At 41.5% G+C, this 13,513-nt stretch carries 12 protein-coding genes; 5 read left to right on the forward strand and 7 right to left on the reverse strand.

Going from position 1 to position 13,513, the window contains the following annotated elements; all coding sequences use genetic code 11:
- Positions 1–8 precede the first annotated feature (8 nt).
- From JCM15548_RS18685 to rpsA, 7 genes are all read right to left on the reverse strand, one after another.
- Positions 9–527 (reverse strand): AAA family ATPase, encoded by a 519-nt coding sequence (locus JCM15548_RS18685; RefSeq protein WP_062128487.1) that lies wholly within the window; start codon positions 525–527, stop codon positions 9–11.
- On the reverse strand, positions 524–1,159 hold the full coding sequence (gene pnuC, locus JCM15548_RS18690) for a nicotinamide riboside transporter PnuC (RefSeq protein ID WP_062128489.1): 636 nt from the start codon (positions 1,157–1,159) through the stop codon (positions 524–526). The genes JCM15548_RS18685 and pnuC overlap by 4 nt, the downstream gene beginning before the upstream one ends.
- Before the next feature lie 90 nt (positions 1,160–1,249).
- Positions 1,250–2,827 (reverse strand): S41 family peptidase, encoded by a 1,578-nt coding sequence (locus tag JCM15548_RS18695; RefSeq protein ID WP_062128491.1) that lies wholly within the window; start codon positions 2,825–2,827, stop codon positions 1,250–1,252.
- 341 nt (positions 2,828–3,168) lie between these two features.
- Positions 3,169–4,698, reverse strand: coding sequence for a glutamine-hydrolyzing GMP synthase (guaA, locus tag JCM15548_RS18700; RefSeq protein WP_062128493.1), 1,530 nt, complete (start codon positions 4,696–4,698; stop codon positions 3,169–3,171).
- Between the two features lie 107 nt (positions 4,699–4,805).
- A complete protein-coding gene (locus tag JCM15548_RS18705) occupies positions 4,806–5,732 on the reverse strand; it encodes a ribonuclease Z (RefSeq protein WP_062128495.1) in 927 nt (308 codons plus the stop codon).
- 6 nt (positions 5,733–5,738) lie between these two features.
- Entirely contained in the window at positions 5,739–6,095 is a 357-nt protein-coding gene (locus JCM15548_RS18710) for an STAS domain-containing protein (protein ID WP_062128497.1), read from the reverse strand.
- 23 nt (positions 6,096–6,118) lie between these two features.
- The gene (gene rpsA / locus JCM15548_RS18715; protein WP_062128499.1) at positions 6,119–7,990 is read right to left on the reverse strand and encodes a 30S ribosomal protein S1; all 1,872 of its coding nucleotides are present in this window, start codon (positions 7,988–7,990) and stop codon (positions 6,119–6,121) included.
- Between the two features lie 197 nt (positions 7,991–8,187).
- On the opposite strand from rpsA, the gene JCM15548_RS18720 reads away from it, so the two are divergent.
- The 5 genes from JCM15548_RS18720 to JCM15548_RS18740 all read left to right on the forward strand — a co-directional run bounded on the left by JCM15548_RS18720 (position 8,188) and on the right by JCM15548_RS18740 (position 13,456).
- Entirely contained in the window at positions 8,188–9,132 is a 945-nt protein-coding gene (locus JCM15548_RS18720) for a UDP-glucuronic acid decarboxylase family protein (RefSeq protein ID WP_062128501.1), read from the forward strand.
- 161 nt (positions 9,133–9,293) lie between these two features.
- Positions 9,294–10,187: a glucose-1-phosphate thymidylyltransferase RfbA gene (gene rfbA / locus JCM15548_RS18725; RefSeq protein WP_062128509.1), complete on the forward strand. Its 894-nt coding sequence runs from the start codon at positions 9,294–9,296 to the stop codon at positions 10,185–10,187.
- Positions 10,188–10,210: 23 nt separating this feature from the next.
- Positions 10,211–10,774 carry a dTDP-4-dehydrorhamnose 3,5-epimerase gene (gene rfbC / locus JCM15548_RS18730; RefSeq protein ID WP_062128503.1) on the forward strand — a complete coding sequence of 188 codons (564 nt, stop codon included), beginning with the start codon at positions 10,211–10,213 and terminating at the stop codon, positions 10,772–10,774.
- 47 nt (positions 10,775–10,821) lie between these two features.
- Positions 10,822–11,688, forward strand: a complete 867-nt coding sequence (rfbD, locus tag JCM15548_RS18735; protein WP_062128505.1) for a dTDP-4-dehydrorhamnose reductase — start codon at positions 10,822–10,824, stop codon at positions 11,686–11,688.
- A 22-nt stretch (positions 11,689–11,710) separates the two neighbouring features.
- Entirely contained in the window at positions 11,711–13,456 is a 1,746-nt protein-coding gene (locus JCM15548_RS18740; protein WP_062128507.1) for a phospho-sugar mutase, read from the forward strand.
- Positions 13,457–13,513 lie beyond the last annotated feature (57 nt).

Genomic DNA, 13,513 nt, shown 5'->3' on the forward strand with positions numbered 1-13,513 from the left:
AACACCATTTAAAATTTATTATGAATACTCTGCACGGCCAATTGTAAACGTTTATCACCTTTACCGTTTACAATACTATATGGAATTTGATAATATTCCAACTCTTTTCGATACCTATGAAATAAATAATCACGTTTATCACTGTTCTCTCTTACACCATCAGCTTGCCATTCCAAATCTGGTTCACATAACAATACAAGATCTGGTTTATTGTCAATAATGGCCTGGTTTAACCATATCGGACTGTTGTGGTAAACCTCCTCCAGCCATATTTTGGTAACAATCAAAAAGGTATCAAAAAAAACAAAAATATCGCTATTAGCATGATCCTTCCTTATTTTACAGGCAAAATAGAGCTGTCTTTTGGCAACCGTCTCTACATCCTTTTGTTGATAGGGTCTCTTTAACCGCTCCACATAGTCACGCGCATATTCAAAAACCCCCATCCCGGCAAACACTTTTGAAAGCTGACCTGTGAGGGTTGATTTACCGGATGATTCAGCGCCCGTAATAACAATCCATTTCATAATCCTGGCTTGTGAGAAGGTTCAGGTTTTGAGGACATATGCTTTTTCCACTTATAATAGCCTACAACTGACATTCCGGTGTAGATTATAAATAAAAAAACGGTGATATACAATTCTTTATACACGTACATGCCCAGCGAAAACCCGTTGATGACCATCCATACCAACCAGTTTTCCAATATTTTTTGTGCCAACATCCAGGTGGCAACAATACCTCCTGCAGTGGTGAAGGCATCCCCCAAAGGAAGATCAGAATCCGGTAAATCAATATAAGCAGGCAAGTATTTTAAAACAAAATAGAAAACGATGGTCAATACAAGCAACAGGGAAAGGTATTTCATCCATTGACTTAAATTAATGGATAGTGTAGGTATATTTGTCTCAGGCAGTTGGGGTTCCTTTCGATGTCCCATCCAATGAAACCAGCCATACACACTTACGACTAGGTAATAACCCTGCAACCCCATATCTGCATACAAACGGCTTTGAAAAAAAACGATCAAATATAAAGATGAGGTAAGAAATCCCACCGGCCACAACCAAATATTTTCGCGTACCGATAGATACAAATACGCAATGGCAAAAATGGTACCTGCCAGTTCTACCCAATTTAGATGCAACCAAGTTATCATAGATATTAGCGTTATTAAGGATATAAAAAAACACCCGTTTGATTCATAAAAATCAAGCGGGTGTTGCAAAGTTATGAAAAATGATGATTATCAGTTGAGAATTTCAGTAAACAAATCTCTTTTTTCAATAAGTTCTATGGCCCTTTTATACACTGAAAGCATAGGATTAATCACTTCATAATATTCACTCCCGCTCCAGAGATCTTTAGCAATCAATGCTTTTAATTGAATTTCTGCCATATCAGCCGAAACGGACATTTCATCTTCATTGTAATCAACGCCTGAATTTTCTCCCTCTTTGATGAGCATTTGTAATAGTTCTTCGTCTACTGAAAATTGTGCATTGAAAGTTTGAAAATCTGAATAGTCCTTTTGCAATGTTTCCCGATTATTATCCAGATACTTAACAACGGTACGGTTAACCACTCCACTGGCAATCAGATCTCTATAGTATGGGGTGTAAAAGGAGGTATCAATAGGTACAAATACATCAGGAATAATTCCACCACCGCCATATACCGGTCTTTTACTCACCAGAGTTTCATAGTAGGTCGCATCCTCAACATGAATACTATCCCGTGTGGTTAATTCACCATTCCTCATACGCAGACTGACCTCTGACCGATACTCATCCGCTTTCTCTTTGTAAGGTTTTTGGATGCTTCTGCCCGAAGGTGTGTAGTAGTTGGCAATCGTAAGCCGTATTTCTGAACCATCTGGCAGACTAAAAGGCCGCTGAACCAATCCTTTTCCAAAACTACGACGCCCCATAATGACCCCTCTGTCCCAATCCTGGATAGCGCCGGCAACAATTTCGGACGCAGATGCAGATCCTTCATCCAGCAAAACCAACAGATCGCCTTTTTGCCACATACCATTTCTTCCGGAATGATGATCCCGTCGCGAAACAGATTTACCTTCGGTATACAACATTAATTTATCACCCCCAAGGAATTCATCGGCGATATCTAAAGCCGCCTTTAAATAACCGCCTCCATTTCCACGCAAGTCAAGTACCAGGTTTTTCATACCCTGATCTTTAAGTTTTTCCATCGCAGAGGTAAACTCCTTGTGTGTCGTTGCGGCAAAGCGACTAATTTTCACATATCCGGTTTCAGGAGTAGCCATGTATGCAGCTTCCAAACTGTAGATGGGGATCTTATCACGGGTGACTTTAAAATCCAATTCAGCCCGCATTCCTTTTCTATACACGGTAATACGCACATCTGTCCCCTTTTTTCCTCTTAACAGAGAAAAAACATCGGAATTTTTCAATCCTACAGCCGCTACATTCTCTCCGTCAATCTCAACAATCCTATCTCCTCCCCGAATACCCACCTTTTCGGAAGGTCCGCCAAGAATGGTAGAGATAACCGTCAAGGTATCTTCATAAATAACAAATTCAATTCCAACTCCTTCAAAGTTCCCATCCAAGGGTTCATTCATGGCTTTAACATCCTCGGAAGGGATAAATACAGAATGAGGGTCTAGCTTTTTCAGCATGGATTCAATGGCCTCACGGGCCAATGCATCGGTATTCACCGTGTCCACATAAAAATTGGTAATTAACTGCCATGTTATCTGAATGTTGTTCAGTCCCGGTTCAGACCGCTGACCAGTAGCCATAAGCACTGGAAAAATGAGCAGTAAAAGAAAATAAAATCTCATTGATACATTTTTAATCGCTCTCATAAATACGTCTCCAATTTTTCTATCACTCACTGAATGTATAAAGAATTTCTCCCGAACAGTTGCAAAAGGCTTGCCAAAAAAAACCTGAGCTTAAATCCAAAAGACTTCTTAAAGGTTTACGCAAAAATAAAAATGGGGTTATACTAAAATCAAGCCATGCAACTAACCGATTATGATATAAATCACCGTTAATGCTCAGAACATATGCTATTGCCAATGATTGATGGCCCCTTTATTAAAAAAAACAGCCAATAACTTTAATTTTTTTTAACAAAAAAAGCCGGATATGACTCCGGCTTGTTTCGTTAAAAAGGTCCTTACTCCCATTCGATGGTAGCAGGCGGTTTAGAACTTATATCATACACTACCCGGTTAACTCCCCGAACCTTATTAATAATATCATTGGAAATACGACTTAGAAACTCATAGGGAAGATGTACCCAATCAGCTGTCATTCCGTCGGTTGACTGAACAGCGCGAAGGGCCACAACGCTTTCATAAGTACGTTCATCTCCCATTACACCGACTGATTGAACAGGAAGAAGCATGACGCCTGCCTGCCAAACCTGATCGTACAAGCCACTGGATTTGAGACCTTCAATAAAAATATGATCAACTTCCTGAAGCAGAGTCACTTTTTCTGGTGTAATATCGCCCAATATCCGAATGGCGAGACCAGGACCCGGAAAAGGATGACGACCAAGGATGGTAGGTGAAATCTTCATTTCGTGTCCCACCCGGCGCACTTCATCCTTAAAAAGCAGCTTTAAAGGTTCAACCACCTTTAAATTCATCTTATCGGGTAAACCACCAACGTTGTGGTGTGATTTAATAGTGACCGATGGTCCGTTAACCGACACAGACTCAATCACATCCGGATAAATAGTTCCCTGAGCCAACCATTTAACATTTTGAATCTTATGGGCTTCAATATCAAAAGTTTCTATAAAGACACGGCCAATGATTTTACGCTTGGTTTCCGGGTCAGAAACCCCGGTCAGCTGCCCCAAAAACTGATCTTTGGCATCAACACCAATCACATTTAACCCCATGTGCTTGTAGGAATCCAGAACATTTTCATATTCATTTTTACGCAACAGTCCGTTATCCACAAATATACAAGTGAGATTTTCACCTATGGCCTTGTGCAAAAGCATAGCAGCTACAGAGCTGTCGACGCCGCCTGAAAGTCCTAACACAACCTTGTCATTCCCCAATTTTGTGCGTAATTCTTCTACAGTTGACTCAACAAAAGCAGCGGGGCTCCAATCCTGAATACACCCGCAAATATCCACCACAAAATTTCTTAGAATCTGAGCGCCCTGAATGGTATGATAAACTTCAGGGTGAAACTGGATACCATAAACATTTTTATCGGCATCATGGTAACCGGCTACTTTGACATCCCTGGTACTGGCAATGATCTCAAAACCTTCCGGAAGTTTCATAATGGTATCCCCGTGTGACATCCAAACCTGGCTACCGTTTTCTACTTCAGCGAATAAGGCATTATCATGATGGATAAATTCCAAATTGGCTCTCCCGTATTCACGCGAATCAGAGGCTTCCACCAATCCCCCGTTAGACTGAGCCATAAACTGAGCGCCATAGCATATGCCCAATACCGGCAACTGTCCCAAAACATGGCTTAAATCAGGAACTGGCGCCTTGTCATCCCGAACGCTTGACGGACTTCCGGAGAGAATAACCCCCTTTACGGAATCATCTAATTCTGGAACATGATAAAAAGGATGAATTTCACAATAAACATTGAGCTCCCTCACACGACGAGCAATTAACTGGGTGTACTGAGAACCGAAGTCGAGAATGACAATTTTATTCTGCATCTATTTGAAGTTAATGGATTGTAATATAAAATTATGGATTTGCAAATATAGTGAGAAACTGCCTAATTTTAATCCTTTATGTGGAGTTTGAACGCTCCAGCAACATTTTACCTGGTTGAAAGGGGTACGGAAAATTCACAACCCTCTTTGGCTATGGCTGTGTTGGCAAATACAGAAACCGCCTCATCTTCAAAAAGACTCAGATCCTTGTATCTGGTGCTAAAATGACCGATAATTAATTGTTTGGCATTGGCCAATTTGGCAATTTCAGCTGCCTGACGCGCTGAAGAATGGAAAGTCTTAGCCGCCAGCTTTTCATCTCCGGCCAAAAAAGTAGCCTCATGATAAAGTAAATCAACATCCTGAATGATCGGGACAATGCTTTCGGTATATTTCGTATCAGAGCAAAAGGCGTAAGATCGTGGTGCGGGTCCCGGAGTCGTCAGCAAATGATTTGGAACCACCACCCCGTCATCAGTTATAAAATCGCCCCCTTTTTTTATCCCTGCAATATCCTTAATGGGGATTTGATAAAAATCCATCTGTTCTTTAATAAGGTGATTGTCGGATGGCTGCTCCGTAAAAAGATAACCACAAGTAGGAACGCGGTGTTTTAATGGTATCGAATGAACCTTGACTTTATGGTCTTCATAAACCAGCTCAGAAACACTTGTATTCACCGCATGAAAAACAATCCTGTAGGGCATGTCCCGGCAAAAATAATTCAATTGAGGTTGAAAGATCCTCTCAAGATCTTCGTGTCCGTATATGTGCAAATCAGCGGTTCGGCCCAACAGACCAAGGGTAGATACCAATCCCATCAGACCAAAGCAATGGTCGCCATGCAGATGAGAAATAAAAATATGATTTATGCGTGTAAACCTTATTCGATTTTTTCGCAACTGCATTTGTGTGCCTTCCCCACAATCGATCAAAAAAAACCGCTCAGATACATTGAGTACCTGAGCGGTTGGATATCTTTCCGATGTTGGTAATGCAGAATTACTTCCTAATACTGTAACGGAAAATTGCATGTAATACTATTTGGACTGAAGTGCCTTACGCATCATTTCGATACCATCATCAGCTGTAGGAGCTATGGTAATCACTGTGTCCAATTGGCTCACAGAAATTAACCTTTCTACTGCAGGTTGAAGACCTGCCAATACAAATACACCTTCACTGTTTTTGCATAAGCGATTGGCAACTAATATGGCACTCAAACCGGAAGAATCGCAGTAGTTGCACTTGCTTAGATCCAGAAGAATATTCTTCTCATTGTTACCTGACAATAAAACCAACTCAGATTTTAAGCCGGGAGCAATGGTGGTATCCAGTTTTTCCTTTTGGACCTGCACAAGGATGAATTCATCCAGTTTGTCAATTTTAAAATCCATTTTAACGATCAGTTAAATTTGTATTACTCCTTAGTATCCTTTTCATCAGCTTCCATCTGATCTTTCAGCGCAGCCAATTCAGAGATATCACCAAGGGTTGTCTTCTCCAGATTATCCTTGATTTTCTTAACGTTTTTCTTTGTGCTGGCAACAGCTTTGGCCTGTTCCGTCTTAGCTGCCTGCTCTTCACCTTTTTTCTCATCTTCAAAAATACGAGAATGAGAAAGAATGATACGTTTTGCACCCTTGTTGAATTCAATCACTTTAAACTGAAGTTTTTCTTCAGCCTTGGCCTGACTTCCATCCTCTTTAACAAGATGACGAGGCGTAGCGAATCCTTCAACACCATATGGTAATGCAATAACGGCACCTTTATCGAAAATGTCAACAATTGTACCCTCATGAATTGAGTCAACAGTGAAAATAGTTTCAAAGACATCCCATGGGTTTTCTTCTAACTGTTTATGGCCAAGACTCAAACGACGGTTATCCTTGTCAATCTCCAAAACAACAACGTCGATATTTTCACCAATGGTGGTAAATTCAGCCGGATGTTTCACTTTCTTGGTCCATGACAAATCAGAAATGTGAATCAAACCATCAATACCTTCTTCGATTTCAACAAATACACCGAAATTGGTAAAATTGCGAACCTTGGCTGTATGCTTACTGTTAATCGGGTACTTTTCAGCAATATTGTCCCATGGATCTGGCTTTAATTGCTTAATACCTAGTGACATTTTACGCTCATCACGGTCCAAAGTCAAAATAGTAGCTTCGATTTCATCGCCCACTTTCAGGAAGTCCTGAGCACTGCGTAGATGCTGCGACCATGACATTTCAGAAACGTGAATTAAACCTTCCACACCAGGGGCTATTTCAACAAAAGCGCCATAGTCGGCCATCACTACTACTTTTCCTTTAACCACATCGCCAACCTTTAACTCCTGATCCAAAGCATCCCATGGATGGGCAGTCAATTGTTTCAAGCCAAGGGCAATCCGCTTTTTCTCATCGTCAAAATCGAGAATAACGACGTTGAGCTTCTGATCCAACTGTACAATTTCTTCGGGATGCGATACACGACCCCATGAAAGATCGGTGATATGAATCAAACCATCTACACCGCCAAGATCAATAAACACACCATAAGAGGTGATGTTTTTAACAGTTCCTTCCAGAACCTGACCTTTTTCCAGTTTGGAAATAATTTCTTTTTTCTGCTGTTCCAATTCAGCTTCGATCAATGCTTTGTGAGAAACAACAACGTTCTTGAATTCCGGATTGATTTTAACCACCTTGAATTCCATTGTTTTCCCAACAAACACATCATAGTCACGAATGGGCTTCACATCAATTTGTGAACCAGGAAGGAAAGCTTCAATACCAAATACATCTACAATCATACCACCTTTGGTACGGCATTTAATGTATCCTTTAATAACTTCATCCTTGTCCAGGGCTTCATTCACACGATCCCATGAGCGGAGAGCTCTGGCTTTTTTGTGTGAAAGAACCAACTGTCCTTTTTTGTCTTCCTGACTCTCGACATAAACCTCTACCTGATCGCCGACTTTAAGATCTGGATTGTAACGAAATTCGTTACGGCTTACAATACCGTCAGATTTGAAACCAATGTTGATAACAACCTCACGTTTGTTCATTGCAATAACGGTACCATCAATCACCTCTTTTTCAGAAATGGTTGAAAGGGTTTCGTCATACATTTTTTCAAGGTCTTCCTTCTTTTTGCCTTCAACTTGAACTTCGTCAGCTTCAAAGCTATCCCAGTCAAAATTGTCATCAGATGATTCAACCGCTTTGGACTGAACTTCTTCTTTTTTGCTTTCGGCCTGAGCGTTGAGCTCCTGGCCATTTTCTTCTAATTCTGCCATTAAATTGTAATTACAAAACTAATTGGTTAGACATTATATTTCATTAAAAATCGGTGCAAAAGTACGACTTTTAGTTTTAATAAGTGGCAGAAAACCGGAAAAATAGCCTCAAAAAATCAAATAAAAGCTATTATTCTTTATAGATAAAGCCTTACTTTTGGGGATGTATATGTACCAAAACTTGAAATCTCAAACGAATGAAGAGAATACTAGTCACCGGCGGAGCCGGATTTATTGGGTCACACCTATGCGACCGCCTGATAAATGAAGGCCATGAGGTCATTTGCTTGGATAATTATTTCACCGGGAGCAAAAGCAATATCGTCCATTTAATGGACAACCCCTATTTTGAACTCGTGCGACACGATGTGACCCACCCCTATTTTGTAGAGGTTGACGAAATTTACAATCTGGCCTGCCCGGCCTCTCCCGTCCACTACCAATACAACCCCATCAAAACCATAAAAACTTCGGTAATGGGCGCCATAAATATGCTTGGACTGGCCAAGCGTATCAAAGCTAAAATATTACAGGCATCCACCAGCGAAGTATACGGTGACCCGCTGATCCATCCTCAACCCGAGAGTTACTGGGGCAATGTCAACCCAATAGGAATCCGGTCTTGTTATGATGAAGGGAAGCGCTGTGCCGAGAGTCTCTTTCTCAACTATCACCGGCAAAATGATGTAAATATAAAAATCATACGAATTTTCAATACCTATGGTCCCCGGATGCACCCCAATGACGGGCGAGTTGTCTCCAATTTTATTGTCCAGGCTTTGCAAAACCAGCCCATTACTATTTTTGGAGATGGGACACAAACCAGAAGCTTTCAGTATGTGGATGACTTATTGGAAGGAATGACCAGAATGATGGACACCAATGACGAATTCATAGGTCCGGTGAACATCGGAAACCCCAATGAATTTTCCATGTTGGAACTGGCCAATGAAATTCTGAGTATTACGGGATCCTCATCCAATATCATCCATCACCCCCTACCTGAAGACGACCCTACCCAGCGGCAGCCGGATATTAATCTGGCCAAGGAAAAATTGAACAACTGGGAACCTGAAGTTCAATTGCGGCAGGGCTTAGAAAAAACCATTCAATATTTTGACCAATTATTGAAATCCAGATAAGTTTTTTCTCAAGGAAAAGGAAACCTTGTTCCAAATTAAATCCTTTGCGATATCTTTGCACCCATTCGCCCCCAGGACCCGCGTTTAATGAGCGTAACGATTGTTGCAGAATATAACCAAAATATTATTCCGATAAAAAAGCCATAATTATGAGTCAAGCAATGAAGGGAATCATTTTAGCAGGCGGTTCAGGAACTCGTCTCTACCCCGCCACAAGAAGTATCTCCAAGCAAATTATTCCGGTTTATGACAAACCGATGATTTATTATCCCCTTTCGGTTTTAATGTTGGCAGGCATACGTGAAATATTAATTATTTCTACACCCGATGACCTGCCTCTTTATCAAAAATTATTTGGTGATGGTAGTGATTTAGGTTTATCTTTCAGCTACGCAGAACAACCCTCACCCGATGGTTTGGCACAAGCCTTTTTAATTGGGGAAGAATTTGTAGGTGATAGTCCTGTTTGCCTTATCCTGGGCGACAACATATTTTATGGCTTCGATTTTAGCAAAATGCTTCGCGAAGCCCATAGCTTAACCTCCGGAGCTATGGTATTCGGTTACTACGTCAATGACCCAGAACGCTATGGTGTAGCTGAGTTTGATGACTCTGGTAAAGTTTTGAGTATTGAAGAAAAGCCGCTTGAACCTAAATCCAATTACGCCGTTACAGGTTTATACTTTTATGGGGCCGATGTAGTGGCCAAAGCCAAAACCCTTCAACCCAGCAAAAGAGGAGAATTGGAGATTACCGACCTCAATCGTCTTTATCTGGAGGAGGACGATCTACATGTTAAATTATTAGGGCGAGGCATGGCCTGGCTGGATACGGGCACCCATGACAGCTTGCTGCAAGCCTCCAACTTTATTTCCACCATAGAAAAACGTCAGGGTTTAAAAATTGCTTGTATTGAAGAGATCGCCTACAAAAAGGGCTGGATCGATAAGGAGCAACTGCTAAAATTGGCCAAACCGCTTGAGAAAAATGATTACGGTCAGTACCTAAAAAAAATTGCGTCCTTTAATATTCACGAAATCCGAAATGAATTATAGTTTTAACGCTTGATGCCATTCAAATGACAATTAAAACAACGCCTATTCCCGGGCTTTTAATCATAGAACCCCGGATTTTTAAAGATAACAGGGGATGCTTTTTTGAGCTTTTTAACGATGCCAACTTTCATGAAAATGGCATTGAAACGGGCTTTATTCAAGATAATGTATCACACTCCGTCAAAAACACCATCAGGGGATTGCATTATCAACTGGCTCCCTACGGCCAGGCAAAGTTGGTACAGGTAATGAAGGGGCGTGTATTGGATGTGGCTGTTGACTTAAGGGAAAACTCCCCAACCTTTGGACAGCATTATGCCATAGAATTATCCGATGAAAACAAACTTCAGTTTTATATTCCCAAAGGTTTTGCCCACGGTTTCAGAGCTTTGACAGAGGATGTGGTCTTTTTTTATAAATGTAATGCAGCCTACAACAAAGAGGCAGAGCGGGGAATCAATTTCAATGATCCAGACCTGGCAATAGATTGGAAGATTCCCGTTGGTGAGAGCATTGTGTCTCCCAAGGATGAAGGACTTCCTTCCTTTGAAGAAGCAGAAAAAAACTTTTTCTTTCACGAAGGGTAAGCTGCCAATTTTTAAGAAAAAATGGAACAAATGAAGGAGATTAAAAAATGAAAATACTTATTGTTGGCGGTGAAGGTCAGCTGGGATCCTCTTTGAGTGCCCTGTCTGAAACAACTGAATTTGCCGAATTTGAGATAACCACCATCAACCAATTAGACCTTAGCAAAGAAGAAAACATAAAAAATTATCTGACAGCCACCCATTTTGATTATATCATTAATTGTTCCGCCTACACGGCTGTTGACAAGGCAGAAACCGATAAGCAAACGGCCCGGTTAATTAATGCGCTGGCGCCGCAATGGCTGGCCAGATATGCCTTTGAAAAAGGAGCCGGCATTATTCATATTTCAACGGATTATGTGTTTGATGGTACCGGAAACCTCCCCCTTACACCTGAAATGCCGGCGCATCCGGACACCGTTTATGGAGAAACAAAACTCGAAGGAGAGCTGCTTGTCGCACAGGAAAACTCAAAACATATCATCATTCGCACCTCCTGGCTGTATTCCCCTTATGGCAATAATTTTGTTAAGACGATGCTGGCCCAGGCATCGAAAAAAACGGAAGTAAAAGTGGTTTATGACCAGGTTGGTACCCCAACACTGGCAGCCGATTTAGCGGCTGCCATTCTGCAAATTCTGGAACAAGTTAAGCAAAAACCATCCCTGTTTGTGCCCGGCATTTATCATTATTCTAATCTTGGGGTTTGCAGTTGGTTCGACTTTGCCCAAATGATTTTCAGGTTTTCAAGTCTGCCAGTGGAGGTACACCCGGTAAGATCCTCTGCCTATATTACAGCGGCCCATCGTCCGCCCTATTCGGTTATGGACACCTATAAAATAAGACATCAATTCAATCTGGAAATCCCTTATTGGACAGATAGCCTTAAAAAGTGCTTAAAAGAATTGTCATAATTTTTGGATAAAACAAACAATCATGGAAAATGTACTTGAAAAAGTAAAGGACAAAGCCCAGAAATGGCTTGATGGTGCTTACGATGAGCAGACCAAAAACGAAGTGAAACGAATGCTGGATAACCCGGATGCCACCGATCTCATAGATTCTTTTTACAAAGATCTGGAATTTGGAACCGGCGGACTGAGGGGCATAATGGGCGCAGGATCCAACCGCATGAACAGGTACACCATGGGGGCCGCCACTCAGGGTTTAGCCAATTACATCAATAAAGAATTTGCGCATTTATCTGAAAAGAAAGTCGTTATCGGCCACGATTGCAGAAACAACAGCCGACTCTTTGCGGAAACTGCAGCTAAAATTTTTGCTGCCAATGGTATCATTGCCTTTCTGTTTGAAGATCTCCGACCCACCCCGGAAATTTCTTTTGCCATACGAAATTTATCCTGTCAGAGCGGAATCATCATTACCGCATCCCATAATCCAAAAGAGTATAACGGATACAAAGCCTATTGGAACGATGGTGCCCAGATTATTGCGCCTCATGACAAGAACATTATTGACGAAGTCAAAAAAATATCAACCGTCGATAAAATCAAGTTTGACGGGGATGAAAATCTGGTAAAGATACTGGGAGCGGAAATGGACCAGTTGTTCATCGAGGCAGTGAAAAAAATTACACTGAACCCCGAAGCCATTGAGCGTCAAAAAGATTTGAAAATAGTCTTTTCCCCCATTCATGGTACTACCGTAAAATTGGTTCCGGATGCCTTGAAGCAATTCGGCTTCACCAACATCATCAATGTGCCTGAGCAAGATGTGGTAAGCGGGGTATTCCCGACCGTTATTTCTCCCAATCCGGAAGAACCGGAAGCGTTAAAAATGGCCATCGAAAAAGCGATAGCCACCGATGCTGAATTAGTGGCAGCTTCCGATCCTGATGGTGACCGTCTGGGCATTGCCATACGCAATGATAAAAATGAGTTTATTCTGGTAAATGGCAATCAAACCGCCTTATTACTGACCTGGTATATGGTGAGCCAGTGGAAGGAACGGGGTTTACTTACCGGTAAGGAATTCATCGTTAAAACCATTGTGACCTCTGAACTGCTTAAATCCGTTGCCGAAAAAAACAGCATTGAGTGTTTTGATGTTTATACCGGGTTCAAATGGATTGCCTCCATTATCAGAGAATTGGAAGGCAGCAAAAAATATATTTGTGGTGGTGAAGAAAGTTATGGCTTTTTACCTGGCGATTATGTCCGTGATAAGGACGCAGTTGGCGCCATTTGTATGATAGCTGAAATTGCGGCATGGGCCAGGGACCAGGGTAAAACCCTTTATGAATTATTGAAAGACATTTATATCGAATACGGTTTTTCTCAGGAACGCCTGATATCCATAGTCAGAAAGGGCAAATCCGGAGCCGATGAGATTAAAGAAATGATGTACCAGCTGAGAAATACACCTCCGGTCTCATTGGGCGGTTCGGCCGTCAATCTGGTTAAGGACTACTCTGTCCTTAAAGCCATCCATCCCATCAACCAAACCTCCAGCACCATTGACCTGCCTGAGAAATCAGATGTTTTACAGTTCTTTACAGAAGATGGATCGAAAGTATCGGTGCGACCATCGGGAACAGAACCTAAAATCAAATTTTATTTTGAGGTGAAAACGGAAATGAAGAGCCGGGATCAATTTGAAGCAGCCACGAAAGTGGCCCAGGCAAAAATTGATCAAATAGTAGCCGACCTGAAACTTGAATAGTACTTTTGATAGAAAACAATGTTTGAAGAGGTTGCCCCTGCGGGTAACCTCTTTTTA

This window comes from Geofilum rubicundum JCM 15548, assembly GCF_000974365.1.
Classification (GTDB): Bacteria; Bacteroidota; Bacteroidia; order Bacteroidales; family Marinilabiliaceae; genus Geofilum; species Geofilum rubicundum.

Bases quoted from the DNA above. Each gene is read 5' to 3' on its own strand.
- JCM15548_RS18685 (WP_062128487.1), bottom strand. From the start codon at position 527: ATGAAATGGATTGTTATTACGGGCGCTGAATCATCCGGTAAATCAACC.
- pnuC (WP_062128489.1), bottom strand. From the start codon at position 1,159: ATGATAACTTGGTTGCATCTAAATTGGGTAGAACTGGCAGGTACCATT.
- JCM15548_RS18695 (WP_062128491.1), bottom strand. From the start codon at position 2,827: ATGAGATTTTATTTTCTTTTACTGCTCATTTTTCCAGTGCTTATGGCT.
- guaA (WP_062128493.1), bottom strand. From the start codon at position 4,698: ATGCAGAATAAAATTGTCATTCTCGACTTCGGTTCTCAGTACACCCAG.
- JCM15548_RS18705 (WP_062128495.1), bottom strand. From the start codon at position 5,732: ATGCAATTTTCCGTTACAGTATTAGGAAGTAATTCTGCATTACCAACA.
- JCM15548_RS18710 (WP_062128497.1), bottom strand. From the start codon at position 6,095: ATGGATTTTAAAATTGACAAACTGGATGAATTCATCCTTGTGCAGGTC.
- rpsA (WP_062128499.1), bottom strand. From the start codon at position 7,990: ATGGCAGAATTAGAAGAAAATGGCCAGGAGCTCAACGCTCAGGCCGAA.
- JCM15548_RS18720 (WP_062128501.1), top strand. From the start codon at position 8,188: ATGAAGAGAATACTAGTCACCGGCGGAGCCGGATTTATTGGGTCACAC.
- rfbA (WP_062128509.1), top strand. From the start codon at position 9,294: ATGAAGGGAATCATTTTAGCAGGCGGTTCAGGAACTCGTCTCTACCCC.
- rfbC (WP_062128503.1), top strand. From the start codon at position 10,211: ATGACAATTAAAACAACGCCTATTCCCGGGCTTTTAATCATAGAACCC.
- rfbD (WP_062128505.1), top strand. From the start codon at position 10,822: ATGAAAATACTTATTGTTGGCGGTGAAGGTCAGCTGGGATCCTCTTTG.
- JCM15548_RS18740 (WP_062128507.1), top strand. From the start codon at position 11,711: ATGGAAAATGTACTTGAAAAAGTAAAGGACAAAGCCCAGAAATGGCTT.